Here is a 25,816-nt window from a genome sequence, read left to right as displayed (position 1 = left end):
ATCGTGTTGCACTTTAAGCTATCGCGTCTACGCGAGGATATTCCCTCCCTACTAAAACTAGCTGGGCCTTTATTGATTGGTCAGCTCGCAGTTATCGCTTTCGGCGTCTTAGACACAGCGATGACAGCCCGCTACTCTGCCGATGATTTGGCTGCGCTAGCCATGGCTTCGGCAATCTATATCAGTATTTATGTTGGTTTAACAGGAGTGGTTTCTGCTCTTGCACCAATTGCTGGACAGCTTTTTGGCGCAAAACGTTATTCAGAAATTGGTGAAGAAGTGCGCCAAGCGACTTGGCTAGCACTGGGACTTACCATACTCGGTTGTTTTGTTCTGCTCAATGCAGATCATCTATTAGCTATCTCACAAGTCAATATAGAAATCGAAGATAAAGCAAAGCTTTACTTGGGCATTTTGGCATTAGGCTTGCCAGCAAGCATGGGAATGCGTGTCTTAATGGCGCTTCATAACGCAGTGTCTCGTCCTACTGTCATTACAGTAGTGCAATTAATCGGCCTAGCACTCAAGCTGCCTCTCAACTTGCTATTTATCTATGGGGGCTTGGGCTTTGATGGTATGGGTGGCCCAGGCTGTGCAGTTGCTACGGTCATTATTAATTGGTCTTGGCTATTGATGACTCTGGCTTATGTCTTGTTTGATCGCTTCTATAGACCCTTTCAGATCTTTGCACGCTTTAGCATGCCTGACTGGCATCGTATTTGGACTTTACTTAGACTTGGGACACCGATTGGTTTTAGCTATCTGATTGAAGTGACTTCTTTCACTTTTATGTCTTTATTTATTGCGCGCCTTGGTACCACCGCTCTAGCAGGCCACCAAATTGTGGCCAATATGGGAACGGTTATTTATATGGTTCCCCTATCGCTATCGATCGCTACCATGACTCTAGTATCACAATCGATTGGGGCGAACAAGCCAGAGCGTGCAGAAGAAATTGGATGGTCCTCAGTCTTTTTTACTACTAGCTTATGTATTGCCATCGGTATCGCAGTATGGGCTTTTAGAATGCAGTTATTAGATTTATATGATCCACCTGCCGAAGTGAAAGCCTTCTCGGTACCGTTATTTTTATTTATCGCTTTCTATCAAATCTTTGATGCTCTACAAGTTACTGCGGCATTTATTTTGCGCGCTTACCGTATCGCCTTTTGGCCGATGGTGATTTATGCCGGCTCACTCTGGGGTGTTGGCCTCGGTGGCGGCTACCTTATGGGCTTTAATGTATTTGGCAATACACCAACATTCTTACAAGGCGCCAATGGATTTTGGGCTGGTAACAGCTTGAGTCTAGGATTAGCTGCGTGCTTCTTGCTCTACCTCTTTAGGAGAACGGCGGAGCGCTATGAAAAAACGCATCCGCCGGTAGAGGTCTAGCAAATCTGTTTTTCAACAGATTGCATCTTCTTTTACTTATAAACCTTTAACGTAGAAGCATCATCGTCTAGGCGTCTTTTCAGATTACGCGCCTGACCAGCAGATCCAGGATGATTGGTAATGAAATTCTGATCAGCTAAGTGCTTACGTACATCTTCAGCTAAATCTAGAGAAGCAAGCTTCATTAACTTTGCCGTACTCGGCTTAAAGTTATTATCTTTGCCATCAATTCTGACCTCTTTACCCTCGCCTGAAGCGATAAAGGAAGCCACAATTTGCGTGGTCTTCGTATCGACAATATGAAAGTCCACGGTTACCTCCAATGAAACTTGTTGTGCGGTGGATTTTGTACCGGGGATTTCATCTACATTATCGATACTGGAGATTTCGGTCAGCACACCATAGAGAACATAGTCAGCATCACCAAAGTCGCCTGCTTTAATGCGCTTGACGATATCAAAATACTCATCGCCTTGATTCGGAGTAGCAACTGTAGATTTAGCCTGCACTACTTTATAGCCAGACTTAATCAGAAGACCACGAATCGGATTGGCTAAGTAACGCAACTCACCATACTCATTGTTACTTTGATAACCCGACTTTTTCATGCTTTGGGTGCTAGCAGTTGTCGAGTTACTGGAAGTGCTATTACTTGGCGCCGCATCTACCGCTGGGGCTGGTGGGCTTGCGGTACCTGGTGCCGTTGCCTTAGGATCCGATAAATCAGTGAACTTTACTGGAAACGCGGAAGAATTTGGACCACCAGTCAATGCAGAGGCATTGGCTTTATCAGCATCTACTTCAATCGTCTTAGGAGTAAGCGTGGAAGTAACGCTATTGTCAGTGGTCGTTCTAGTTTCTTCGATGTAGGTTAAATTTTTACCCTCTTTCTTGAAGTAGATATCAGTTACAGCAATCGACTTCGCATCCGCCTTGAGTGTTTCAGCGCTAATGACAGGATTCTTGGGCGGATCAGCCGGAATCTGACCCACTACGGTCGGCTCTGCTACTGGTGCAGGTGGCTTAGTGGCACAACCCATTAATGCAACTAAACCAGCGCTCGCACAAACTAAAAAGAATTTTTTCATGAATTACTCTCAATCATTGACTGTGTTTTGCTACGCATTAGCGTGTGGCAGTTTTACGAATTTCTTTTTCATCAGCCCACTCTAACAAGCCAGACTCGTTGTTAATGAGGTTTAAGTTAAATACGTAATAAACATCTTTCACGTCTTTGGTATTTTTTACGATCGATGCAATTGACCCTTCAATGCGATATTGAGCCCCTTGCATATTGCCAGTCTTGGCAATAGTGCTGTTCTTATAAAGCCCTGATTGATTCTGACGCTTAAGCTCATCAGTTTGGTTTTGCATTTCAGAGATACTGACTGCAAAACGTACCTGACCACTCTTCATTAATTGCGTCCGAATCTTATCGGTGATGACGCGCGTATCAATGTACTCAGAGGTTTTATTCTTCACATCTGCCAGCGTCACAATCGGCGCATCTTTGCTGCCGGAAATAGCCTTAGACTGTAAAAGAGATCTAGTCATAGACTCTGCAATCATCTGCAGATCTGTGGATCCATAGTCAGCATTTACAGTCTCAACGGCTTTAGCATCGCCATAGCGTACCTGGGGACCAGAGCATGCAGTTAGTGCCGCAACTGAGATTACGATGGCAGATAGATAGATGGATTTAGCGTTCATATTCATTTTGATCGGTCCTAATGTCTTTTAGCTAGTTATTTCTAATTACTTGTATTGGTTTAACTCGAAACGAAAGTCGGTGGCATCGGGCGTAGGGGCTATACCCATAATAACGGTCGACTGTCCTTTACCTACGGTAATTGGCTTCCACGCCTCCTCATCGGTCACCATCATTCCGTTATTGCCAAGCCATCGAAATCGATATGAAACTAAATTCGATTTGCTGTCATTCTGAATAGTGACTTGAGCTGTTAATACACCATTACGCACAATACTACGCATATCGGTAATTTGAATGTTGTCGGTATCGCCCATGCGCACCGTCATATCTTTCATTGAAGGCGTTGAGCTACAAGCCACAAGAGCTAGTGCGGCCATCATGATTGCAAGGTATTTTTTCATTTAGATCTTCCTAATTAAAAAGCTGCTGCAAGCTATTGAGCAGATTGGGTGGCTCGTAAGACCTCACACCTTCCATATTACTGCTTGCTGGTGCGATGTTGGGCTCTGGATTGGGGTTCGGATTGAGGTTAGGATTGAAATTAGGCTTGGCGTTCGAGGCAGAGCTAGAAGCAGGATTTGATACGGGGGTGGGCTCTACTTTTGTTGATGGTACTGCCACAGGCGCAGTTGCAGGAACTGTTACTGGCAAATTCATTGGGGGTGGCACAAGCACGGCTGGAGCGGTAGCAACGGGAGAAATGCTTGCAGGTGCTTTGGGTGGGAGAGCTGCTGGATCATTCGATGTCAACACAGTAGCCCTGTTTCTAAACATGCGAATATAGACCACGTTATAGCCACCTACCAAGTTAACGGTTTGCGAAGCAGTTACTCCTGAGGGCAAGGTATATCTCAATACAGTTTGACCAATGGGCAAGCCCATTCTGGCCATATAGGTTTGCGCTGGCAAAGTAGACCAGTGACGCACATCAGTAACATTAATAGCTTGCAGGCTATAGCCGGTGATCATTCCTGCAATCGCGCCAATCAGCGCAGCGCTACCATTTTGATTGTTTTGACCGCGCCTATTGGCAGCTTGTTGCGCCGCTTGATCGGCGGCATATTGCGCAGCCAGCGATACCAATGCACGTGAGGTAGCTCTTAAGACATAACCGGGCATTTCATCGCGGAGATTTTTTCTAGCCATCGCATCTAGATTGGCCACCAACTCTGGATTCGCAACCTTATCACCCAATTGAATAAATGCGGGCCGATAACGCTCTGTAGATCTTTCAATTACTGGAAAAGTCAAAGTAATCAGTTTTGAATTTACCCCCATGGGCACTGATTGACTAATTTGATACGGAATAATTTTAGGTATGAAGCCCGTGTCAATCACAATCAAGGTATCGGCAAAAGATTTTTTATCTCGATTGGCAACATTAGATTCAAGCTTCGCTATGCTTGTTTTAAAAAAATCCACCTGCGGGCGCAACTCAATTGCTAGGCGATATCCTGGAGCAGCTAAGCTGGTTTCTCCTTGTGATTCATGAATGAAACCGGATAAATAATAAGCTGCTGGGTTTTGATATGAATTCTTAAGTGCTCGAGTTTCTTCATCATCTAGTAAGTTGATGGGGTAGCCATTGATATTTTCAATGCGACTCGTTGCAGCTTTGGTATTGGGATTCGACTGCTGCTCTTGCTCGACTTTTGATACCGCAGAAACTTTACTTTGAATAAGCGATTCAATCACTTTTTCACGCTGCGCCATTTTTTTAGCTTCCACCATGGCGTCATTCCAACGCCCCTGCGCAAGGTGATTGAGGGCCAATGCTTGACTCAAAAAACTTACTTCATAAGGCTTGGGATCATATGTGCTGCTAAGACCTTCAGATAAAACATAGGAACTTATATTTGAAGCAGAGCGCTTGAGCATATCGCTAGTAGTCACTTCCCATTGCTCAACTAATTGATCGGCTGCCAATAGATTTTGCGTACTACTTGGAATTTGAGTGGGTCCCTGCAGTCGTTGCACTTCGCCTAGTTCCATGTAATAGAGAGTATTTTTATCCTTAAAAGCCCCCTGAATGGTTGCGACGGAATTTTGCAAATCACCATTTTTGAACTGCTCTTTAGACTCATTCATGCGTAACTGCTGATTCTGAGTGGCGCATCCCACTAACAAAAGGACGGCTAATGCAGCAGTGCATTTTGAGATCTCGAATGCTGAAAATTTAGGCAAACTGAGAATCTCAGTGTAAAGATGGGCGATGATTGGTGCTTTCAAGCGAATCAAGGGTGTGTTGAGCTGCACTCAAAATGGTTCTAATACCTATAACGCTTGACTATAAAGTCGGGCTGACAAGAATTTCAACTATTGTTCTAATTTTGCGCCAGATTGCTTCACTACCCTACCCCACTTATTTGCCTCTGCAGCAATCAACCTAGAAAGGTCTCTTGAGCTTCCAGGGGCAGGATCTAAGCCACCTGCCAATAAGCGCGCTTTAACCTCGGGATTGCTTAAGGTTTGTCGCACCATCTGATTTAAGCGCTTTTGAATAGAGGGTGGCAGATTAGCTGGCGCCATTAAAGAGAACCAAGAGACAGCTTCAAAGCCTGTTAACCCTTGCTCAGCTAAGGTGGGGATTTCAGGGGCGGCTGGTGAACGCTTGAGCGTTGTGACCCCCAAGGACTGAACCTCTCCCGCCTTAATTAAAGCCAAAGAAGAAGAGAGATTATCAAATAACATGGAGATTCGACCGCTTAAAAGATCAGGCAAGGATTGAGCCCTGCCCTTATAGGGAATATGGCGAATCTGTATACCCGCCATTTCTTTAAACAATTCACCAGACATATGCAATGAGGTGCCTACTCCAGATGAGCCAAAGGTCAGCTCGTTCGGCTTTGCTTTTGCTAATTCAATTAATTCATGGAGATTATTTACACCTAATTTTTTATTGACGACCAGCACATTTGGAGTGCTCGCTAAAAAACTAATGGGCGTGAAATCTTTCACAGGATCAAAGGACATCTTTTCGTAAAGCGCGCCGTTAATCGCATGAATACCTACCGTGCCAATGAGCAAGGTATAGCCATCTGGATCGCTTTTAGCAACTACCTCTGCACCAATATTGCCGCCATAGCCTGGGCGATTTTCAACCAAGACTGGCACCCCAAGAGTTTGCTGCCAACTCTCCGCTAAGACGCGCGCCAAAATATCTGGCGCACCGCCAGGGGTGAAGGTGACAACAATACGGATGGCTTGTTTTGGCCAAGCAGAATTATTTTTCGATGAGATCCCTTGAGCATTTACAGCAAGCCCAAAAGCCCACAGAATTAAAACAAGCAAACAGCGCAGAAGCACTCTGGAAAATTGCATACTCAATCAAGCGAGAGTAGACCGATGGGTCTACGTTAAAAACCAAAGCGAGAGCGCAGCCAGAGCCAGCCCTCATACTTCACAGGATCATCGGCACAAGGACCAATGCCACACTCAAGTAAGGTGGAAATCAAATTACCTAACACTAAAAGGATAAAAGTGATGACTAAAGCATTCGCAAACCAAGAGCGAGAGCGGACATCACGATTAGGAAGCATTAATAGAATTGCCAATCCAACTAATAAACCGGTATATCCAACATAAGCCCAAGTATAAAAATGCAATTCTAAAAAGGTAGTTCCAAACCCTTTGTCACCCGGCAGAATATGCAGCAAGACTTGACGAAGTGAAACCATCATTCCAACTAAACCGCCAATGATTCCCCAACCATAATGCGCCGAATGCGCACCAGAACGGATATTCAGAACTAAAGCAAAACCAATAATCACAAAGCCCATACGCTGCATTAAGCACAAGGGGCAAGGAAGCTCACCAAAATAAAATTGATCAAAGAAGGCATAAGCAAGCATGCCGATGATCGCCAGCAAAGCAAGTTGATTGCCTAAAGCCGCTAATGAGGGAAAAGAATTTCTACTCACAATAAATTACAGACTAATGTTTAGGTGAGAAGTAGCATGCACACGGAACCAAAGCATCAGGATGCCAACCGTGATTGCCAAAACCATCAAGCCTGCAAGACGCTTCTCAAACCAAACTAATACAAGTCCGATAAAAGCCGTCAGAAATGGTAGAAACATATACATGACAGAATTCTATCGCAGGACACTGCTCATAGGCTGAATTCTCCTAATTCAGAGCTTGCAGAATGGTCTTTAGACCTTTTGTTTAGAATGTCCTGATGAACCAAAAATCTACCCCACCCTGTTTAGATCTTGAGATCGCAGGAAATTTAGCATGGGTTACTTTTAACAATCCTGCTGCTCGTAACGCCCTCACTTGGCCGATGTATTTACAACTCAAAAGCATTTGTGATGCCCTTGCAAACAATGCCGATATTCGTGTTGTGATATTTCGAGGGGCTGGCGATAAAGCATTTGTATCTGGCAGTGATATTCAGCAATTTGTCGATCTTAAAAAAGATGAGGCATATGAAGTTGCTGTCGATCAAATCTTTGCCTCACTTCAACAACTTCCAATGCCAACTATTGCAATGATTGAAGGTTTGGCAGTAGGTAGCGGACTGTTAATGGCAACTGCCTGTGACTTTCGTATCTCCACCATCGATGCTCGTTTTGGTATCCCAGTGGCAAAGACCTTAGGCAATTGTTTATCGCCGAGTAATTTATCTTGGATTGCTGCTCATCTTGGGTTGCCCACTGTAAAGAAGATGCTACTCACTGCAGAGCTCATTAAAGCGCCTGTATTGCTAGAGTCAGGATACTTGTATCAAGCCGTTGAACCGAGTGAAATTCATGAGGCAGTCAATGCGCTCGCTCAAAAACTGGCAGCACTTGCGCCGATTACTCAAAAATCTAGCAAGCTCACTTTAGCTCGCCTCCTGCAAAGCAACCTACCCGATTGCACAGATTTAATGCGTGAAACTTATAACAGCGCAGACTTCAAAGAAGGTGTAAACGCATTTCTCGAGGGACGCCCTCCCAAATGGACTGGCAAGTAGGCTTAGTTCCTGGAGTTTAAAAACTCTAATACGATTTTTACAAATTGATCGGGTACCTCAACATGGGGTACATGCCCTACATTCTCTATTGGTACCAAACGAGCATTGGGTATCACTGTTTGCGCCTTCTTCCCCAGCTCTGGAAAGTTGCCTAACGCTTTCACTGCCTCTGGCGGAGCAAAGCGTCGACCAAATACTGTTCGGTCCTTTTGGCCAATCACCAATAGAACAGGCATCTTTAACTGAGGCAAATCATTGACCACTGGCCTTTCAGCAATCATTTGATACGTCAGGACGGAGGTCTTTGCATAGGCGGGATAATCAGGCCCTTTCTGAACACGCACATACACCTCTACAAACTTTTCATAGCTTGGCTGCCAATTAGGAAAATAGCTTTGTAGAAAGCGACGGTAGCTTGCTTCAGTTTGCGCCTTCTCCAACTTTAATAAATCTTCGTTTTTCTGCGGAGGAATATCTTTGCTGTAATCCTCTAATCCAAGTGGGTTCTCAAGAACCAGCTTTTGAACAGTTTGCGGATACAGGCGAGCAAAACGAACGCCAAGCATGCCGCCCATTGAGTTAGCAATCACTGATACTTGTTTGATATTAAGGGAGGTTAAGAGCGCTTTTGTGTTGGCAGCTAAATCATCGAAGTGATACGACACATCTGGTTTAGATGATTTTCCAAAACCAATCTGATCTGGAGCAATTACACGATAGCCTGCATTGCTAAGGCCTGCGATCGTTGTAGCCCAATAGTCACTTGAAAAATTCTTGCCATGAAAAAGTACAACTACGCCCCTTTGCTTACCCAGGGCAGGAACATCCATATACACCATCGTGGCAGGTTGTCCCTGCAACGATGTCTTAAATTCTTTTAATGGGTAAGGATATGGCCAATTGCTTAAGCGCAAATCTAACGGACTTGCATTGCTATAAAGACTGGGTGAGGGTGAAGAGGAGGTGGATGATATTTGCTCAGAGCTCGCGCAGGCGAACAAAATTAGCGGTAAGGCCACTAACGCATAGATGCGCCTGAACTTCTTGAGCAAATTTCTCATCAAAGCAGTCTTCTTTAGAATTTAAACAATAGTTGTTTTTAAACTAGGCAAGCCTGCCACACTTCCTTCTAAAACATCACCTTTTTTCACTGGACCGACTCCTGCTGGAGTGCCAGAAAAGATCAAATCGCCTGGCTCTAATGTAAACAGCGTGGAAAGATAGGCAATCGTGTCAGGAACATTCCAGATCATCTGATTCAGATCACCCTCTTGACGTACTTCACCATTGACTAATAGCTTGACTGCGCCCTTGGCAGGATGACCGCACTGACTCACTGGAGTGATTGCACCGCAAGGCGCAGATTGATCAAACGCTTTACCGGTATCCCATGGTCGCCCCATCTTTTTAGCCTCACCTTGAAGATCACGGCGAGTCATATCCAACCCAACACCATATCCATAAACATGCTCTAGCGCTTTTTCTGCAGGTATATTCGCGCCACCTTTACCAATGGCAACTACCATTTCAATTTCGTGATGAACATCATTTGATAAATTGGGATAAGCCATATTTTTACCGTCAGTTACGATGGAGTTAGCCGGCTTCATAAAAAAGAATGGCGGCTCACGATCAGGATCATGTCCCATCTCACGCGCATGATCTGCGTAGTTGCGTCCTACACAGTAAATACGATTAACGGCAAAGCGGCGAGAGTCACCGGTCACTGGTAAGGAAATCACTGCTGGTGGATCAATAACAAAAGATGTGCTCATAAGAATCCTTTCTGGGAATTTTTTAGCATGAATGGCTTATTTTGAATTTTTAGCAGTATGACGCAATTTCAACAGCAGGATACTGAGCGCCAAAGCAAAGGTCAGAGCGTTAGCCAGTATTAGTGGCCATTTCTCAATAATTAGACCGTAGACTAACCACAGCCCTACCCCAACCGTGAATAAGGAATACATGCCCAAAGAGATACCGGTCAAATCCCTTGTTCGCCAAGACTGGATTGCTTGAGGAAGAAAGGCGATTGTGGTTAAGAATGCAGCGCAATAACCAATGATTTCTATATGGTGGGGCTCTAAATTCATGGATTCATTGTAATCAGGGAAATCATTGGTTCATTGACCCAAAGCATGAATTGCATTTCTGTAGATAATAGAATTTCCTAACTCAACCAATAATACAAATACATAATGAGACAACCCTTTATCCGAGGTCTAGGCCTTCTCCTATGCGGCTGCATCTTGAGCAGCCCACTATTTGCACAATCTAACAATGCTGCGATCAAAAGCTATCCCGATAAGCCTATCCGCTTAGTAATTCCTTACCCACCTGGCGGAGCAACTGATGTTATTGGACGCATCATGGCTCAAGAGTTATCCAAGTCTCTTAACCAACAGGTAGTACCCGATAATCGCGCGGGTGATAGCGGCAATATTGGTGCAGATATGGTGGCTAAATCACCAGCGGATGGTTATACCCTTTTGATGGGTGCCCTCACCTCGCATGCCATCAACACCAATCTTGATAAAGACAAAATCAAGTACAACCTTGAAAAAGATTTCACACCAGTGGATGTGGTGGGAGTTGTACCACTTGTCTTTGTTGTAAACCCTTCGGTGCCAGTTAAGAACATGAAAGAGTTCATTGCTTATGCAAAAGCCAATCCCGGTAAACTCACCTTCGCCTCATCTGGTGCCGGCGCGCCACAGCGTTTAGCGATGGAAATGTTTCGTTACCAACTGGGCTTAGATTTATTGCATGTCCCCTATAAAGGTAGTGGGCCTGCCATGACGGATCTAGTTGGCGGACAAGTATTAACGATGTCGGAAACAGTACCAGCCGCACTACAATTTATTCAGGCTGGCCAGCTAAGACCTTTAGCAGTAACCACCGCCAAACGGATTAGCCAATTACCTGATGTGCCGACTATTACCGAAGCCACTGGTTTACCTAATTTTGATGTGGTGAGCATGTTTGGCATTTTGGCTCCCGCAGGAACACCTAAACCCATCATTGATAAGCTTAGCTCCGATATCAAGATTATTTTGCAACGCCCTGAAGTGCAAGAGCGTATGTTGGCGGCTGGCGTCTACGTCAATTACCTATCGCCCGCCGACTCTGCCAAGCGGATTCAAAGAGAGTTAACGATGTGGGCCAAGGTTGTAAAAGACGCGAACATCAAGCCAGATTAAAACTGATGAAGTGAAGACGATATTAATTCAACGGCATGGAAAAGATCGCTTTAAGCGTTAAAGAATCCGTGCTGTTAGAAAATCCTTTTCCTACCCCAGCCTGAAAGGAAATTGGCTTACCGTCGTAGTACATCATTAAAAAACCCAGCTGTTGAGTATTTTGATAATTGATCGGTTGGCCAAATTGATTTAGGTTGGAGTAGTACTCCACACCTAAAGCGATCTCAGACGTAATCTCCCTTGATAAACGAGTAGCGGTTGAAAAATACGGAGACTGATGTACAAACGGCTGGGAAAGTGGCATATCCACAATCGGATTAAATGAGAAGAGCCACTCATCAAAATGCTTGCCGATAATGAAACGGAATTCACCGTTATATCTTGACTCATCAAATTGCGGCTGCACATTTGCCAACTCTAGATTGACACCCGCAAAGAAGTCATCCCCTTTATCTTCCCGAATTGGCAACCACTTCAGGCGCAGTTTAGTGGCGGCATATTGAAACTTGCTGTCATAGTTAACGTAGGAGATATAAAGACCAGCTTCTAAATCATGTCCAAGTCCATAAGCGAATTCTGGCGTCACTCGCACACCATTGTTACTCATTACCTCACCAGGGTAAGAGGGTGTCTGAATGCCTCGAGGTGTGCTGTTAACGTGAAGCTCAACACTAGCCTCACCTTTAGCATTGATTTCATCGTCGTAAACCTGAATTTCATCTTGCAGAACTGCCATGCTGATGGATGGCAAGGACAAAAACAAGATAAATAGCAACCCACCAATTAGAGACTTCTTAATAGGATGAACGCGCATCTGCATGATGCATGAGTTTAACAAGTATTAATCCACTTAATACTTGTTAAATAGTTGCCACCAGCAATCGATTGCGTGACTTATCTTTACCACCTAGTGAACTAGAGTGCTATTGCTTACTTCTTATTAAGCCCCGCTTTTCTAGCTTCCACTTCTTTATTGATGGCAGCGATTGTTTTCGCATCTGGTGACTTCCAATTACCACCTGAGTTATTCACCATATAAACCAATGCATCCGAAAAACCTTCAATGCTAAGGTTGGGGTTACCACCCTTAGGGGGCATTCCGCGAACACCAAAATAGGCGTGGGCAGTCAAAGTCACCTGGCCCTCTGCTATTAAAGGCGCCCACTTTGCTTTATCGCCAAATTTAGGGGCATTTAATACACCTGTGCCATGGCAACTAACACAGACTTGCTTATAGGTATTCTCACCAGATTGAGCTACGACCTCATTTGATGCAGAAATTCCGACAAGACATGACAGTAATAATAAAAAGTGTTTGCAATGCATTGAAATACTCTCTTAAACAATCAATGCCTAAGAGATTATCTGAATTTCAGAAAACTTGCTTTGAGATTCACTACCCCAAGCCAAGAGCGCTAGCAATGTGATAAGTGATAAAGGAGGCAATGTAGGCCAAGCAGAACAAGTAACTCAACATAATGACGGGAATCTTCCAACCCCCGGTTTCACGCTTGACTGCAGCGATAGTAGATAAGCACTGAGGCGCAAATACAAACCAAGCCAATAAAGATAGCGCAGTAGCCAAGGACCAACCGCTCGAGATCAAGGGAATCAGCGCATCTGCCGCATCTACACTGGAGCTAGATAAGGCATATACCGTTGCTAATGAACTCACCACCACTTCACGAGCCGCCATGCCGGGCACTAAGGCAATGCTAATTTGCCAGTTAAAACCAATTGGAGAAAATACATGGGCAAGCGCCTGACCTAACATTCCAGCAAAACTATATTGAATCGGCGACCCTGTTGCACCCTCAGGAGGAAATGGAAAGCTAGATAAAGCCCATAAGCCAACAGTCATTAACAAAATGATTCCACCAACGCGACGTAAAAATATTTCTGCGCGCTGCCACAAGCTGATTGCCAAATTACCTAAACGCGGCAAGTGATAGCTAGGCAACTCCATCATGAGCGCATTCATCCGAAATTGTTCACTAGTAATGCGCTGCAAAATCCACGCGACCGCCATCGCACCCAAAATTCCAGCAAGATATAAAAGAAATAAAACGAGACCCTGTAAATCAATCCCTGCCCATAACTTTTGCTCTGGGATAAACGCAGAAATCAATAAAGCATAGACAGGTAGTCGCGCAGAACAGGTCATCATCGGCGCAATTAAGATAGTCACCATACGATCGCGCGCATTCGAAATGCTTCGAGTCGCCATAATCCCTGGAATCGCACAGGCAAAACTCGAGAGCAGTGGAATAAAAGATCTACCAGATAAACCAACTGATCCCATGACCCTATCCAATAAATACGCAGCCCTAGGAAGATAACCAGACTCTTCAAGCAACAGAATAAAGAAGAACAGAATCAAGATTTGTGGCAGGAATATGACTACCCCACCTAAGCCAGCCAAAATGCCATTGACTATCAAGCTACGCAACCATCCACCTGGCAACACTTCGACAATTTGTCCACCCAAATATTCAATCGCGGACTTAATAAGATCCATGGGTACAGTAGCCCAACTAAACACCGCCTGAAAAATACAAAACAACAGCGCCACCAAAATAACAGGGCCAAAGAATGGATGAAGCAATACCGCATCCAAGCGATCGCTTAAGTGATCAGGAATAATTTGATCGAGCTTGAGGTTTTGCAAAATTCTTTGAACTTGTACGTTGTCTGACTCAGCATGCGCAATATGGGAAGCAACGTTTTCTAAAGTCGCATCACTTGTACCAGTTCGCAACGCATTTAAATTGCGCCAATCCAGTGCGGACAAAAATTGTTTAATCTCATTAGCGCCATCAGATTGAATACCAATACTGGTCAGCACGGGTAGACCCAATTCATTAGAGAGTGCCGCAGTATCAATCTGCAAGCCTTGTCGCTTTGCAATATCGAGCATATTGAGAACAACGATGCAAGGCAAACCCAATCGTTTAGCAGCTAGTACTAAGCGTAAATTACGGCGCAAATTCATGGCGCTTAATACGCAAATCACTAGATCAGGACGTTTCTCACCCTCTGCCCTACCAAGCAATACATTGCAAGTAACACGCTCATCCAAAGATCTGGGATAAAGACTATACGCACCTGGCAGATCCAAAATACGAATGTTTTTTCCGGACTCAAGTGTTAAACGCCCCTCTTTACGCTCAACAGTAACGCCTGAATAATTTGCCACCTTCTGGCGACTACCGGTTAACAGATTAAATAAGGCCGTTTTGCCGCAATTGGGATTGCCCAATAAAGCGACGAGTGGTTCGCTCGAGAAAAAATGAACTTTTGATTCAGACATTTGTATACGACTCGACCACAATCATGCGCGCTTCAGATTGGCGCAATGCAAATGTGGAAGCCCCCACTCGGACCATATAAGGCCCTTTACCGAGCAAACCTTTACGCAAAACCGCAACCTGTTCACCAGGTAAAAAGCCGATGTCTTCCAGTTGCCCCTTAATTTGCGGAGCACCTTTTGGCGCATTTACTTCACTGACGCGATAAAGACTGCCTAAGTCGACTTGGTCTAAATTCATTCAATATGCTTATTTGCTTTTATACATAATCTATTATAGCGATAAATGAGAATGAATATCATTCGTTTAAAGTAGCTTTTCATCGTACATAGTGGACCATTTAGCACTCTAAAAGCTTGATCTACAACAAAAAGATGGGGATTCATGCATACTTAATGCAATCATAGCCACCCACTTTCGTCATGTACTTACCAAAACATTTTTTAGTTGAAGATCCTGTATTGCTGGGTCAACTCATTTCCGAATATCCACTAGCGACGATTGTCGCCAATCTTGATGGTCATTTTGAGATCAATCATCTCCCTTTGATGTTGAGTGTTGATGGAACAAAGTTGTATGGCCATATCGCCAAAATGAACCCCTTAACTAAAGTAGCCAGTAGCAGTAATACATCCGTGACAGCTATTTTTCATGGACCCAATGCTTACGTAACACCCTCTTGGTATCCCTCTAAACAAGAAACCGGAAAAGTAGTCCCTACTTGGAACTATGCGACAGTTCATGCAGAAGGCTTCATCAAGCTCATCGATGATCCACAATGGTTGCGCAGTCATGTATCACAAATGACTGATATCCATGAGCCAACTTATCAATCCACTTGGAAGCTTGACGATGCTCCGGAGGAGTATGTTCAAACCATGCTTAAAGCCATCATTGGCATTGAGATTGAAGTTAAAAGTTTGATTGGTAAATTTAAGCTCAGCCAGAACCGCCCGGCGGAAGACTATGATGCTGTAGTAGCTCAATTAGAAAAGTCACCTCAAGAAGTTTTACAAGAAATGCTTGGGTATATGAGGCGCCCCAAATAACTCCGAGGACTATGGAGTAATGTAGCCGTACTTTTGAAGAATAGATTTGGCTTGAGGCTCTTGCATAAAGCGATACAGATCGACCGCCTCTTTTGGTGCGCCCTTTATCAAAACCATGCGCTGTTTAATAGGTTTGTATAACCCATCATCAAGCAACAAAAAATGTGTTTGTTTAGCTACATCAGGCGATTTAGCAAGTGATAAAGCGGTAAATCCAACATCCGCCGCACCACTCAACACATAGGCAGTTGCTGCCCCAATATTGTCAGCATACACAAGCTTGTCTTTCGCTAGATCCCATAGACCCTGCGCTTGTAAGTAATCCACTGCTGCTTTGCCATACGGAGCAAGTTCAGGTTTAGCAATGGCAACTTTATTCGCCTTACCAATAGCCTGAGCAACCGCCGTTTTACCGCCAAGCAAAGAAATTCCAGAAGAAGCATTGGTGATAATCGCCAACTTACCAATTGCATATATCGCACCATCATCCACCGTCTTACCGTTTTTATATAGCTCAAGTGGAAAATGCTCATCAGCCGCAATAAATAAATTAAAGGGTGCGCCGTTCATAATTTGAGCGCTCAAGTTTCCGGATGATCCATAAACCATCCTCATTGCAGGCGTGCTTGAAGATTTAAATGCAAGCAGAATCTCAGAAAACGCATCTTTCAGATTGGCGGCTACAGCAATAGTAGTCACTTGCGCATGAACTGCTTGCGCAATAAAAAAGCAGACTAGAAAAAGTATTCGGCGCAATCTTGGTCTCAATATGGTTTTTGAATGTTTTATTCAGTTTATATCCAGCCAGCAATTTGCCGCTTTAATCCCACAGACTTATAACCAGGCACCTCTTCTGAAAGCTGTCGTATTTTGCGAACAAACTTTCCGATATCTTTATTTAAGACTAATTCCTCACGCATCGCCAAGAAAAATACTTCGTCTTTTATTTGTATGAAATCAAGACCATTTTCAAGGGCGACGCTTTTCACTCCCATGCCTACATCTGCCTTTTTGGCCAAGATGGAGGTTGCTATAGCCGAATGGGTAAATTCTTCGTTGTCATAACCTTTGATCTTTTTAGGATCAATGCCCTCTTTAGCAAGAGCCGTATCTAGCAGCAACCTAGTACCAGAGCTTCTTTGGCGATTAATAAACCGAATATTTGGACGAACCAAATCCTTTAGGCGAGTGATATTAAGGGGATTACCTTTTTCAATCATGAGACCTTGAACACGCTTCATTACAGGAAAAATTTGCATGCCTTCTTTTTGCAAGCGCTTAGCAATTGTTTTTGAAGCTTGGGGATCCGATACATGAAAACCCGCCATGTCAACTTCATAATTTAAGAGTCGCTCCAGTGCCTCACCTGAGCCCGCAATAGATAAATCAATTCGATCTACTCCACCCATAACCTGTTGAATAATTGGATCACTACTACTAGCCAAGCTCCAACGCTTTTCTGATTTCACCCTAAACTGCGCAAAACCCTCTTCGAGATGTGACAGGCTAGTTTGACCCAATCGACGAGTTTTGTCGTCAAAATCGTCAATGAACTGGATAAGGTAATGTGCATACTCAGACAGTTGCGACCCATGCCCTCGAACACGATCCATTAGCTTAAATCCCAGCGCCTCCTCAACCTCATTTACTTTCTGCCAAACATTGCGATATGAGAGTCCAGCCTTCTTGCAAGCTGAAACTAAAGTTTTTCCCTGATCAATGTCCCTTAACAGGTCTGTAAGCCAAACCAAATCAATTACAGCAGGGTCTTTGGCGCCCTTATGACCAAAAACCAGTGTAGGTCTAATTTGGATTCGCATATGTAATTTTTTGCATATTGATGTTATGTAATATGACAAATATTAACTTAAACAACTTTGAATATCTAAATGAGACATATTTCAACACGCTTCATTGCCACCCTACTAATTGCATTTTCTTTCTTTGCAAATACCGCGACTGCCCAAGAGAAAAGCATAGTAGTTTCATCAACCACCTCTACTGAGCAATCCGGTCTTTTCGGCTACATACTCCCTATCTTTAAAATGAAAACAGGAATTGAAGTAAAGGTGGTTGCAGTCGGCACTGGTCAAGCGCTGGATATTGGTCGACGCGGTGATGCGGATGTCGTGTTTGTACACGATAAGCCTGCAGAGGAAAAATTTGTAGAGGAAGGTTTTTCAACCAAACGCTATGAAGTGATGTACAACGACTTCATATTGATTGGACCCAAGTCAGATCCAGCAAAAATTGCAGGGGGAAAAGACATTCAAGTTGCGTTCCAAAAAATTGCCGCTTCGCAAGCTCCTTTTGTTTCTCGTGGAGACAAAAGTGGCACCCATGCGGCAGAACTGCGCTACTGGAAAGGCGCTGGTATATCAGTTGCACCGAGCCCATCTTGGTATAAAGAAACAGGCTCAGGCATGGGCCCTGCCCTCAACACTGCTTCAGCCATGAATGGTTACATTTTGGCTGACCGCGGAACCTGGTTGAGCTTCAAAAATCGCGGTGATCTGGTCATCTTAGTCCAGGGAGATCCAAAACTATTTAATCAGTACGGCGTCATGCTCGTAAACCCAGCTAAATTCCCGCACGTCAAAAAAGTACAAGGTCAAGAATTTATCGACTGGCTTATCTCAAAGAATGGACAGGATGTAATTGCTAGCTACAAGATTGATGGCGAGCAACTCTTCTTTCCTAATGCCAAGAATTAACTGCAAGCAAATCATTTAATAGGAGAAATATGGAACTTAAAGTAAAACTCAGCGCTCGTAATACACTCAACGGAAAAGTCGTGGAGCTGAAGATGGGCCAAACCACTTCACACGTGAAGTTGGATATTGGCGGCGGACACATTGTGACCGCCTCCATCACTAATGAGGCGGTCGATGAACTCAATCTCAAGGTTGGTGATGAAGCTTGGGCAGTCATTAAGGCCTCTGATGTCATGATTGCGAAGAGCGCATAAAAAACATTTTTTCGCATACGACTAAAAAAGCCCGCATCAGCGGGCTTTTTTAATGCCGGCTACTACGCCAGCTCGGCTTATGTAAAAACTTACTTCTTAGGCGTTACGAAACCAATCGCTGTATCGTCAACAAACTCAACCATGACGTCATCACCAGCTTTGAATTTCTCAAGACCCAAAACAGATGGATCTACTTTAACTTTTTGCTTTTCACCGCTTGGCATTGTGAAAGTCACGATACGAGATTTCTGATCAATAGTAGAAATCTTTACAGTTGCATAAATCGTATCAACAGTTTCTTCAAATGGCTTGGCAGAACCTTTTCCTGCAACAACCACTGAGCGCACACCAGAAGCACTTGGTTTTTGACCCTTACCAGCAGCTGTCAAGCCAACCGCAATCGCTTGTGCTTGCTCCACCACAAATACGTCACCTTTTTTTACCTTGTCCAAGTCATTAACGGACTTAGCAACATTCATTTGCGCCAAATTACCATTTGCATCTTTTAACACTACGATACGTTTTGCTACATCCACTGAATCAACAGTAGCTGTCAAAACCGCAACATCAGCCGCCAAAGGCACCATCTTCGCAGGAACTTGCGCAAATACAGAAGCTGCACAAACAATACCTACAGCAGCAAATAAACCAGCTAATAAAGATTTCTTCAAAATAACTCCTAATTGAGTAAAAGGTTTCAGACGGACCCTAAAAGAGCCACAATTCATTGTAACCACGGAATAAGTGGTGTAAATAGCCTCTAAGTACCATCCCAAGCACCTACATATCTACCCTACCCCTCCTAGCTTTGTTAAATTAGGGCGATCAAGTAACTTGGACTTCAATGCCTTGGAAATAGCTATCAAAACGTGGCAGGATGCAAAAAAGGATGCTTTTTTCATCCGGGAAACCGTATTCATTCAGGAGCAAGGGGTCCCCGCCGCTCTTGAAATAGATGAATATGACCCCTCAGCTGCTCACGCACTTGCTTTCGAGGGCGCAGAATGCGTCGGAACTGGTAGGCTCGTCAAATTGGGAGTTGGCGAGTTTCAAATTGGAAAAATGGCTGTCCTTGCTAGATTTAGAGGCCGGGGGATTGGTAAGCAAATTCTAAAGAAACTAGTTGATTTGGCCAGAACCCAAGGTGCAATAAAGATCATTTTGCACTCACAGATAAGCGCCATCCCCTTTTACGAAAAACTGGGGTTTCAAGCCACAGGACCTGGCTATGATGAGGCTGGTATTACTCATCGTAATATGATTCTTGTTATTGCCCCCTGATTAACTCATCTCAGATAGCTATTCATGACCACAAGTTCTAATCCTCCATTTATTTATCGTGTTTGTTATTCAGATACGGATGCTGCTGGCTTTATTTACCATGGTCGCTATTTAGAGATATTTGAGCGTAGTCGTGCTGAATGGCTAGCCCTACGAGACCTTAGCCCCACTAAGTTAATTAACGAGTTTGGAATATTGTTACCAGTTCGCGAACTAAAAATGAATTTCTATAAACCAGGTCGCCTCGATGACATTCTTTTTATAGATCAAGTGATCGAACATCGTGGGCGTACGCAGGTTGCAGTAAAGCAAACAGCGCAAAGAAGAGTGTCTCAAGGAAATATCGAAGATATGGAAGTAATTGCCAGTGCTGTGCTCCATATTGTGTGCGTTGACACAACTAGCCTAAAACCCAAAGCCTTCCCCGACTGGTTATTTAACGCCGAGTGATAGCACAATATATGAATGATGAAAAATTACTCAACTTTGTCAAAGAATTTAGTCTTCTGCTAGAGAGAAGCCCTAGTGAAGAAATTATTTTCACCGAAGGTAAAGGTCTGCTAGAGAAGCTGATTGCGGTAGATGACTGGCTTCCAGAAGAATTTACTAAAACTCACCCTCAGTATTACCAACAATATCTACTCTATGCGGATCCATTAGACCGTTTCTCGGTGGTTAGTTTCGTCTGGGGCCCAGGACAGAAGACACCAGTTCACAATCACACCGTCTGGGGAATGATTGGCCAGTTACGTGGTGAAGAAAAAGGTACGCCCTACTATCGTCAACCAGATGGCTCATATCAAGCAGGTAATTCACATATTTGCCAACCAGGCATGGTCGATACAGTCTCTCCAGATACGCACGATATACATGTAGTAGAAAATAATCTTCAAGATCGGGCATCTATCAGTATTCATGTGTATGGTGGCAATATTGGCCGCATTCATCGCTCGGTATTTGATCCAATCACTGGCACAGAAAAATCATTCGTCTCTGCTTACGCCAATAAGCTAGTGCCCAATCTGTGGAATTCTCCTTAAGTCGTTTAACGATTCGCTAAAATAGCCATATATTTCAGCAGCAATCACATTTATCCCTATTAATATTCCCATATGACCACCTCCCGCCGCTCTGCTATTAAAACAATTATTGGCGCATTTACTATCCCATCACTCAACCCAATTGCTTCTGCTTTTGCTCAATCTTCACCAGAGTGGACTACTTATGAGATCGTCACTGAAGTTAACCTAGATTCCCCGAAAGGAAGCGCGGAAACTTGGATTCCGCTGCCTTTAGTTTTAGATACGGATTACTTCAGAACATTGGCCATTCGTCCTGAGGCTAGCGACCCTAAGGCGATCAATCAAATTTATGAAACACCAGATAAGCAAGCTCGCATGCTATGGACCAAATGGGATAAATCAGCACAAAACCATTCGGTAAAAGTTTCAATCTTAGTGAGCACTCGCAATCGCAATCTAGAAATCTCCACGCCAAATCCAGCGCTAAAACTCTCAAAAGAAGAACAGCGCTTTTGGACACGCCCTACTAAATATCTTCCAACCGATGGGATTGTGAAAGTAAAAGCTCAAGAATGTCTTGCAGGCCTACCAGCGAATGCTACTGATGTTGATAAAGCAAAAGCTATCTATAACTGGGTTGTAGATAACACCCACCGAAATCCAAAGACACGTGGTTGCGGTCAAGGTGATGTCAAACTCATGCTCGAAACCAATAATCTTGGCGGCAAGTGTGCGGACATTAATGCTGTATTTGTGGCGCTTGCTCGCTCTGCTGGACTGCCTGCTCGTGATGTGTATGGCATTCGCATTGCCGACTCCGCTCGTGGCTATAAGAGTCTAGGTAAGTCTGGAGACATTACAAAAGCGCAACATTGCCGTGCAGAGTTTTATGCATCTGGTTATGGGTGGATGCCAGTGGATCCGGCGGATGTACGCAAGGTGATACTCGAAGAAACTGGCGGCTTGGCAGTGACCGATCCTAAAGTAATCGCTATTCGTGATTACCTTTTTGGTAATTGGGAAATGAATTGGATGGCATACAACTATGATCACGACATCGCGCTCCCAGGCTCGAAGCTAGGCAGCAAAGGTGACATCCCCTTCTTAATGTATCCGCAAGCGGAAAATATCGAAGGTCGTTTTGATTCTCTTGATCCGGATAACTTTAAATACAAAATTACTAGTAGACGTATAGGCTAATTGGTCATTTAGAAGTTTCAGGACGATGCCTATCAATAAGCCAGCCAGAGAACTTACTCTTGCGCTGGCTTTTTCTTTGCTAGCGCTCATGTGTTTTTCAGCTCACGCTGAGTGGCGTCCGCCGGCGCAACTAGGGCTCTCCCCTAACGCTCCCCCACTCCAACTAAATAACCTTGCTGGTAAATCAATTGATATTGCAAATTTCAAGGGCAAAGTGGTAGTCGTCAATTTTTGGGCGAGTTGGTGTGAACCGTGTCGCGAAGAGTTTGAAGAGCTCAGTCAACTTCAAGAAAATTATAGTGCCAAAGGTTTGGTTGTTTTAGCGGTAAATCTGGCTGAAATGAAGCCACGTATCATGCAGTTTCTAAAGGGCAATGGGTTCTCTGAAAATAGCATTGAAATATTGCTCGATCGCAATAGTACAACTTATAAATCCTGGAAGGCTCGTGGCTTACCAACTACCTTTCTTGTTAGCAAAAGCGGAAAAATTGAAGGTGTTTGGATTGGGGCAATCGAAAATATTGATAGCAACGAAGTTAAAGGGAGAATAGAAGTTCTTTTGCGTCAATAAGTTCACATCTTCCCGCTTCTGATACTCTCGTTATATGAACACACAAAATCTCAATACCGAACCACGCCTTACCTCCCTCTCGCATGGTGGGGGTTGTGGCTGCAAAATTGCACCTGGCGTGCTTTCTGAAATTCTGAAAGATGTTCCGCAATTGCCATTTCCAAAGGAATTACTCATCGGCATAGAAACCTCTGATGATGCTGCCGTTTATCAAATTAACGAGTCGCAAGCCATAGTAGCAACCACAGATTTTTTCATGCCGATCGTCGATGATCCATTTGACTTTGGAAAAATTGCAGCAACCAATGCGATTAGTGATATTTATGCAATGGGTGGAACACCGTTGTTTGCGCTTGCATTAGTTGGAATGCCAATTAAGGTGCTCTCAAATAAAACTATCGCCCGAATTTTAGAAGGCGGGGCAGAAACTTGTCGTAGTGCAGGTATACCGATTGCTGGTGGCCACACGATTGATTCTGTAGAGCCAATTTATGGTTTAGTGGCGATAGGGCTCGTTGATCCTAAACGCGTTAAAAGCAATGCAAGCGCCCAACCTGGCGATGTACTCATTCTAGGAAAACCACTAGGTGTCGGAGTTTTATCAGCAGCCCTCAAAAAGGATCTATTAGGTTCTGATGGCTATCGTGAAATGATTTCCAACACCACCAAGTTAAATACGGCAGGCCCTGATTTAGCCAAACTGACGGGAGTACACGCATTAACCGATGTCACGGGATTTGGTTTAGCTGGTCATACACTTGAATTAGCGCGAGGCTCCCACTGTACTGCCCATATTGACTGGAGCCAAGTCCCCCTTCTCTCCAACGTACAAGCCTTAGCTGACGACGGAGTCATTACCGGCGCTTCAGAACGTAATTGGCTGAGTTATGGCAATGAAGTGGGACTACCAGAAAACTTCACACCAGCTCAACGTGCTCTATTAACTGATCCACAAACGAGCGGTGGCTTGTTGGTGTCTTGCAGTTCTGATAGTGTGAAACAAGTGCTAGACATTTTTAATCAACATCACTTCTTGGGTGCTCGCGTTATTGGTCAAATGAGCAAGCGTCAAGACAAGTCTCTAGTGATCTCAAACTGATCTTCTAGAGGCAAGATAAATTACCCCTTCGGGGCCATAAGATTCTGCATGAGCTTGCTCAAAGGCTAACTGGAACATCTCTCCAACTTGATAGTTGGTGGCCTGTGCACCTAGAAGTATTTGGATACTCCCTTTGGTTACCAAGGCCTTCACCTCAAAAGGATGGGTGTGTATTCCCAAACATCCATTAGGAATTTGTTGAACTTCTACTGGCTCAGGAAATCCCTCCTCCTGAAGTAACTGCAGAAATTGCTCGGTATTCATACCTAAACTATAGCCTAGCTATAAACTGCTCACATCAAGCATGAATAAGGATGCAAAAGATATATGACGACTTATAAGACAACTAAAGTGATTGGCCTTATTCAATTGCAGGACCACAATGCCTTTGATGAATACCGTAGACAAGTTGGGCAAACGGTAGAAAAATACCAAGGGACAATCCAAAGTCGAGGGACTATTACCGAAATTTTCTGGAATGAGTTAGAAATCGCCCCTTTTACCGCCTATGTGGAACTTGAATTTCCAAACGCTCAAAGTGCGCATGCTTGGGCCAATAGCCCTGAGTACCAAGCTCTAGTGCCGATTCGGAATCAAGCTATGAAGCTGACCCTATTTGGCATCTCTACCTAGATTAGGTTTTCTAATTGAAGTCTTAAAAGAAAAAAGCCTAGCTGTAAAAGCTAGGCCTATCAATTAGTAAAGAGTAAGAATTATTTCTTAGCTTCCATCGCCTCTTTTGCAGCAGTAATTTCTTTACGACGTTCTTTGCATGCGCCTGCAATTTCTTGCAATGCTTTACGTGCGCGCGCTGCAGATGCCTTAATACCTTTTTCAATAAACTTTTCGTTCTCAGCTTTATATGTTTCAAACGCAGCCAATAATGTATCGTGTTGTGACATCTTGTCTCCTATTAACAATGAATTATTCATACCGACAGCCAAGTCAGTATATCCCTATAAAATCCATAGAAAATCGACCCCTAAATCAGGGATAACTCCTATATCCTAGGGTTCGGACAAAATAGCCTTATTAGCCAAAAAAATTACTTGGGGACACCAAAATGCTGAAAAAAATCCTTTTATTAGCGCTTATCAGCCTGTTTGGGCTATCAGCCAATGCCCAAAATAGTGCTTGGCCTACTTCCGGCAAGCCCATTACCTTTATTAATCCCTTCCCTCCTGGTGGCGCTGTAGACGCTTTTGGACGCCCTCTGGCCAAACAGCTCTCCACCCAGCTAAATGACTCCATTGTGGTCGACAACCGTGGGGGTGCTGGGGGCACCCTCGGTGCTGCAGTTGCAGCAAAAATGGCTCCCGATGGCTATACCTGGCTTCTTGGTGCTGTACATCACTCCATTGCACCAAGCATGTATACCAATTTGTCATATGACATCACCAAGGACTTTGAGCCTATCGCCATCATAGGCAGCGTACCTCATGTCATTGTTGTCAATCCCAATAAATTTCCTAAAAATGATTTGAAATCCATCATGGAGGAAATTCGTAAACATCCTGGTAAATATAATTACGCATCTACTGGTAATGGCACTTCACAACATCTCACCGGTGAATTATTTAAATTACAAAATAAATTATTCATTACCCACATTCCCTACCGAGGTACAGGACCAGCTTTACAGGATTTAGTCGCTGGTCAAGTCGATATGATGTTTGATACCTTAGCGGGCGCAGCTCCATTTATTAAAAATGGCCAACTCATTGCAGTAGCGGTAGCCACATCAAAAAGAGTGGATGCATTTCCAAATGTGCCAACAGCTCAAGAACTTGGTATTTCTAATTTCATCGTCAATAGCTGGTATGCGATGTGGGCAATCAAAGGCACCCCTAAAGACATTATCGATAAAATGAGCTCCGAAGTGCAGGTTGCTCTCGCCTCACCCGATATCAAAGAACGTTGGGCATCTATGGGGGCTACAGTTCCCAAAATGACTCGTGCTGAATTGGCGGCCTATATCAATCAAGAGGTAACGCGCTGGGGCGAGGTAGTAAAAAAATCAGGCGCCAAGTTGGACTAATAAAAAAATTAAAT

At 44.0% G+C, this 25,816-nt stretch carries 33 protein-coding genes; 14 read left to right on the top strand and 19 right to left on the bottom strand.

Annotation, left to right across the window (positions count from 1 at the left end):
- The first annotated feature begins 3 nt into the window (after positions 1-3).
- Complete coding sequence (locus tag FD973_RS03610) at positions 4-1,395, top strand: MATE family efflux transporter (protein ID WP_215324267.1); 1,392 nt, start codon at positions 4-6, stop codon at positions 1,393-1,395.
- A 32-nt stretch (positions 1,396-1,427) separates the two neighbouring features.
- Here the strand turns inward: FD973_RS03610 and FD973_RS03605 are convergent, their stop codons facing one another.
- From FD973_RS03605 to FD973_RS03575, 7 genes are read right to left on the bottom strand one after another with little or no spacing between them, the layout of a single operon-like run.
- The gene (locus FD973_RS03605; protein ID WP_215324266.1) at positions 1,428-2,483 is read right to left on the bottom strand and encodes a hypothetical protein; all 1,056 of its coding nucleotides are present in this window, start codon (positions 2,481-2,483) and stop codon (positions 1,428-1,430) included.
- Between the two features lie 37 nt (positions 2,484-2,520).
- Complete coding sequence (lpoB, locus tag FD973_RS03600) at positions 2,521-3,111, bottom strand: penicillin-binding protein activator LpoB (protein WP_215324265.1); 591 nt, start codon at positions 3,109-3,111, stop codon at positions 2,521-2,523.
- Between the two features lie 39 nt (positions 3,112-3,150).
- Complete coding sequence (locus tag FD973_RS03595; protein WP_215324264.1) at positions 3,151-3,507, bottom strand: YcfL family protein; 357 nt, start codon at positions 3,505-3,507, stop codon at positions 3,151-3,153.
- Between the two features lie 10 nt (positions 3,508-3,517).
- Entirely contained in the window at positions 3,518-5,362 is a 1,845-nt protein-coding gene (locus tag FD973_RS03590) for a COG3014 family protein (RefSeq protein WP_251368829.1), read from the bottom strand.
- Between the two features lie 60 nt (positions 5,363-5,422).
- Positions 5,423-6,427: a tripartite tricarboxylate transporter substrate binding protein gene (locus tag FD973_RS03585; RefSeq protein ID WP_215324263.1), complete on the bottom strand. Its 1,005-nt coding sequence runs from the start codon at positions 6,425-6,427 to the stop codon at positions 5,423-5,425.
- Between the two features lie 35 nt (positions 6,428-6,462).
- Positions 6,463-7,026, bottom strand: a complete 564-nt coding sequence (locus FD973_RS03580) for a disulfide bond formation protein B (RefSeq protein WP_215324262.1) — start codon at positions 7,024-7,026, stop codon at positions 6,463-6,465.
- 6 nt (positions 7,027-7,032) lie between these two features.
- The gene (locus tag FD973_RS03575) at positions 7,033-7,191 is read right to left on the bottom strand and encodes a DUF5993 family protein (protein ID WP_215324261.1); all 159 of its coding nucleotides are present in this window, start codon (positions 7,189-7,191) and stop codon (positions 7,033-7,035) included.
- A 95-nt stretch (positions 7,192-7,286) separates the two neighbouring features.
- On the opposite strand from FD973_RS03575, the gene FD973_RS03570 reads away from it, so the two are divergent.
- Positions 7,287-8,066, top strand: coding sequence for an enoyl-CoA hydratase/isomerase family protein (locus FD973_RS03570; protein ID WP_215324260.1), 780 nt, complete (start codon positions 7,287-7,289; stop codon positions 8,064-8,066).
- Positions 8,067-8,068: 2 nt separating this feature from the next.
- Here the strand turns inward: FD973_RS03570 and FD973_RS03565 are convergent, their stop codons facing one another.
- From FD973_RS03565 to FD973_RS03555, 3 genes are read right to left on the bottom strand one after another with little or no spacing between them, the layout of a single operon-like run.
- A complete protein-coding gene (locus tag FD973_RS03565) occupies positions 8,069-9,127 on the bottom strand; it encodes an alpha/beta fold hydrolase (protein ID WP_215324259.1) in 1,059 nt (352 codons plus the stop codon).
- A 21-nt stretch (positions 9,128-9,148) separates the two neighbouring features.
- Complete coding sequence (locus tag FD973_RS03560; protein ID WP_215324258.1) at positions 9,149-9,841, bottom strand: fumarylacetoacetate hydrolase family protein; 693 nt, start codon at positions 9,839-9,841, stop codon at positions 9,149-9,151.
- Positions 9,842-9,877: 36 nt separating this feature from the next.
- On the bottom strand, positions 9,878-10,159 hold the full coding sequence (locus tag FD973_RS03555) for a SemiSWEET transporter (RefSeq protein WP_215324257.1): 282 nt from the start codon (positions 10,157-10,159) through the stop codon (positions 9,878-9,880).
- A gap of 105 nt (positions 10,160-10,264) precedes the next feature.
- Here FD973_RS03555 and FD973_RS03550 point away from each other — a divergent pair, with 105 nt between their 5' ends.
- Complete coding sequence (locus FD973_RS03550) at positions 10,265-11,266, top strand: tripartite tricarboxylate transporter substrate binding protein (protein ID WP_215324256.1); 1,002 nt, start codon at positions 10,265-10,267, stop codon at positions 11,264-11,266.
- A 22-nt stretch (positions 11,267-11,288) separates the two neighbouring features.
- On the opposite strand, the gene FD973_RS03545 is transcribed toward FD973_RS03550, so the two are convergent.
- The 4 genes from FD973_RS03545 to FD973_RS03530 all read right to left on the bottom strand — a co-directional run bounded on the left by FD973_RS03545 (position 11,289) and on the right by FD973_RS03530 (position 14,814).
- Positions 11,289-12,086, bottom strand: coding sequence for a hypothetical protein (locus FD973_RS03545; protein WP_215324255.1), 798 nt, complete (start codon positions 12,084-12,086; stop codon positions 11,289-11,291).
- Positions 12,087-12,196: 110 nt separating this feature from the next.
- Positions 12,197-12,592, bottom strand: coding sequence for a cytochrome c5 family protein (locus FD973_RS03540; protein ID WP_215324254.1), 396 nt, complete (start codon positions 12,590-12,592; stop codon positions 12,197-12,199).
- 70 nt (positions 12,593-12,662) lie between these two features.
- A complete protein-coding gene (locus FD973_RS03535; protein WP_215324253.1) occupies positions 12,663-14,576 on the bottom strand; it encodes a ferrous iron transporter B in 1,914 nt (637 codons plus the stop codon).
- Positions 14,569-14,814 carry a FeoA family protein gene (locus FD973_RS03530; RefSeq protein WP_215324252.1) on the bottom strand — a complete coding sequence of 82 codons (246 nt, stop codon included), beginning with the start codon at positions 14,812-14,814 and terminating at the stop codon, positions 14,569-14,571. Before FD973_RS03530 ends, FD973_RS03535 begins: the two co-directional genes overlap by 8 nt.
- 182 nt (positions 14,815-14,996) lie before the next feature.
- Between FD973_RS03530 and FD973_RS03525 the strand changes: the two genes are divergently transcribed.
- On the top strand, positions 14,997-15,623 hold the full coding sequence (locus FD973_RS03525; RefSeq protein WP_215324251.1) for an FMN-binding negative transcriptional regulator: 627 nt from the start codon (positions 14,997-14,999) through the stop codon (positions 15,621-15,623).
- 9 nt (positions 15,624-15,632) lie between these two features.
- On the opposite strand, the gene modA is transcribed toward FD973_RS03525, so the two are convergent.
- Both modA and FD973_RS03515 read right to left on the bottom strand, forming a co-directional pair.
- A complete protein-coding gene (gene modA, locus FD973_RS03520; protein WP_251368827.1) occupies positions 15,633-16,379 on the bottom strand; it encodes a molybdate ABC transporter substrate-binding protein in 747 nt (248 codons plus the stop codon).
- 38 nt (positions 16,380-16,417) lie between these two features.
- Positions 16,418-17,443 carry a substrate-binding domain-containing protein gene (locus FD973_RS03515; RefSeq protein ID WP_215324249.1) on the bottom strand — a complete coding sequence of 342 codons (1,026 nt, stop codon included), beginning with the start codon at positions 17,441-17,443 and terminating at the stop codon, positions 16,418-16,420.
- Between the two features lie 69 nt (positions 17,444-17,512).
- Between FD973_RS03515 and FD973_RS03510 the strand changes: the two genes are divergently transcribed.
- Together FD973_RS03510 and FD973_RS03505 are read left to right on the top strand one after the other, a co-directional pair.
- Positions 17,513-18,337, top strand: coding sequence for a substrate-binding domain-containing protein (locus FD973_RS03510; protein WP_215324248.1), 825 nt, complete (start codon positions 17,513-17,515; stop codon positions 18,335-18,337).
- Between the two features lie 29 nt (positions 18,338-18,366).
- Positions 18,367-18,591: a molybdopterin-binding protein gene (locus FD973_RS03505; protein ID WP_215324247.1), complete on the top strand. Its 225-nt coding sequence runs from the start codon at positions 18,367-18,369 to the stop codon at positions 18,589-18,591.
- 89 nt (positions 18,592-18,680) lie between these two features.
- On the opposite strand, the gene FD973_RS03500 is transcribed toward FD973_RS03505, so the two are convergent.
- Entirely contained in the window at positions 18,681-19,262 is a 582-nt protein-coding gene (locus FD973_RS03500; RefSeq protein ID WP_251368826.1) for a hypothetical protein, read from the bottom strand.
- A gap of 163 nt (positions 19,263-19,425) precedes the next feature.
- On the opposite strand from FD973_RS03500, the gene FD973_RS03495 reads away from it, so the two are divergent.
- The 6 genes from FD973_RS03495 to selD all read left to right on the top strand — a co-directional run bounded on the left by FD973_RS03495 (position 19,426) and on the right by selD (position 23,764).
- Positions 19,426-19,872, top strand: a complete 447-nt coding sequence (locus tag FD973_RS03495) for a GNAT family N-acetyltransferase (RefSeq protein WP_251368825.1) — start codon at positions 19,426-19,428, stop codon at positions 19,870-19,872.
- A 24-nt stretch (positions 19,873-19,896) separates the two neighbouring features.
- Positions 19,897-20,322: a hotdog domain-containing protein gene (locus FD973_RS03490; RefSeq protein WP_215324246.1), complete on the top strand. Its 426-nt coding sequence runs from the start codon at positions 19,897-19,899 to the stop codon at positions 20,320-20,322.
- 11 nt (positions 20,323-20,333) lie between these two features.
- The gene (locus FD973_RS03485; RefSeq protein WP_215324245.1) at positions 20,334-20,912 is read left to right on the top strand and encodes a hypothetical protein; all 579 of its coding nucleotides are present in this window, start codon (positions 20,334-20,336) and stop codon (positions 20,910-20,912) included.
- A gap of 72 nt (positions 20,913-20,984) precedes the next feature.
- Positions 20,985-22,094 (top strand): transglutaminase family protein, encoded by a 1,110-nt coding sequence (locus FD973_RS03480; protein ID WP_215324244.1) that lies wholly within the window; start codon positions 20,985-20,987, stop codon positions 22,092-22,094.
- Between the two features lie 25 nt (positions 22,095-22,119).
- Complete coding sequence (locus tag FD973_RS03475; protein ID WP_215324243.1) at positions 22,120-22,665, top strand: TlpA disulfide reductase family protein; 546 nt, start codon at positions 22,120-22,122, stop codon at positions 22,663-22,665.
- Between the two features lie 34 nt (positions 22,666-22,699).
- Positions 22,700-23,764, top strand: a complete 1,065-nt coding sequence (selD, locus tag FD973_RS03470; protein WP_215324242.1) for a selenide, water dikinase SelD — start codon at positions 22,700-22,702, stop codon at positions 23,762-23,764.
- Here the strand turns inward: selD and FD973_RS03465 are convergent.
- Complete coding sequence (locus FD973_RS03465; protein WP_215324241.1) at positions 23,756-24,028, bottom strand: cupin; 273 nt, start codon at positions 24,026-24,028, stop codon at positions 23,756-23,758. The two genes, selD and FD973_RS03465, sit on opposite strands and share 9 nt — an antisense overlap.
- Positions 24,029-24,091: 63 nt before the next feature.
- On the opposite strand from FD973_RS03465, the gene FD973_RS03460 reads away from it, so the two are divergent.
- Complete coding sequence (locus tag FD973_RS03460) at positions 24,092-24,397, top strand: DUF1330 domain-containing protein (protein ID WP_215324240.1); 306 nt, start codon at positions 24,092-24,094, stop codon at positions 24,395-24,397.
- Between the two features lie 80 nt (positions 24,398-24,477).
- Here FD973_RS03460 and FD973_RS03455 read toward each other — a convergent pair whose 3' ends face one another.
- A complete protein-coding gene (locus FD973_RS03455; RefSeq protein WP_028819023.1) occupies positions 24,478-24,666 on the bottom strand; it encodes a hypothetical protein in 189 nt (62 codons plus the stop codon).
- Between the two features lie 161 nt (positions 24,667-24,827).
- On the opposite strand from FD973_RS03455, the gene FD973_RS03450 reads away from it, so the two are divergent.
- Positions 24,828-25,802: a tripartite tricarboxylate transporter substrate binding protein gene (locus tag FD973_RS03450; RefSeq protein ID WP_215324239.1), complete on the top strand. Its 975-nt coding sequence runs from the start codon at positions 24,828-24,830 to the stop codon at positions 25,800-25,802.
- The last annotated feature ends 14 nt before the right edge of the window (positions 25,803-25,816 follow it).

The organism is Polynucleobacter sp. MWH-Braz-FAM2G, from assembly GCF_018687635.1.
Lineage (GTDB): Bacteria > Pseudomonadota > Gammaproteobacteria > Burkholderiales > Burkholderiaceae > Polynucleobacter.
This window is presented reverse-complemented; position numbering and strand designations above follow the sequence as displayed.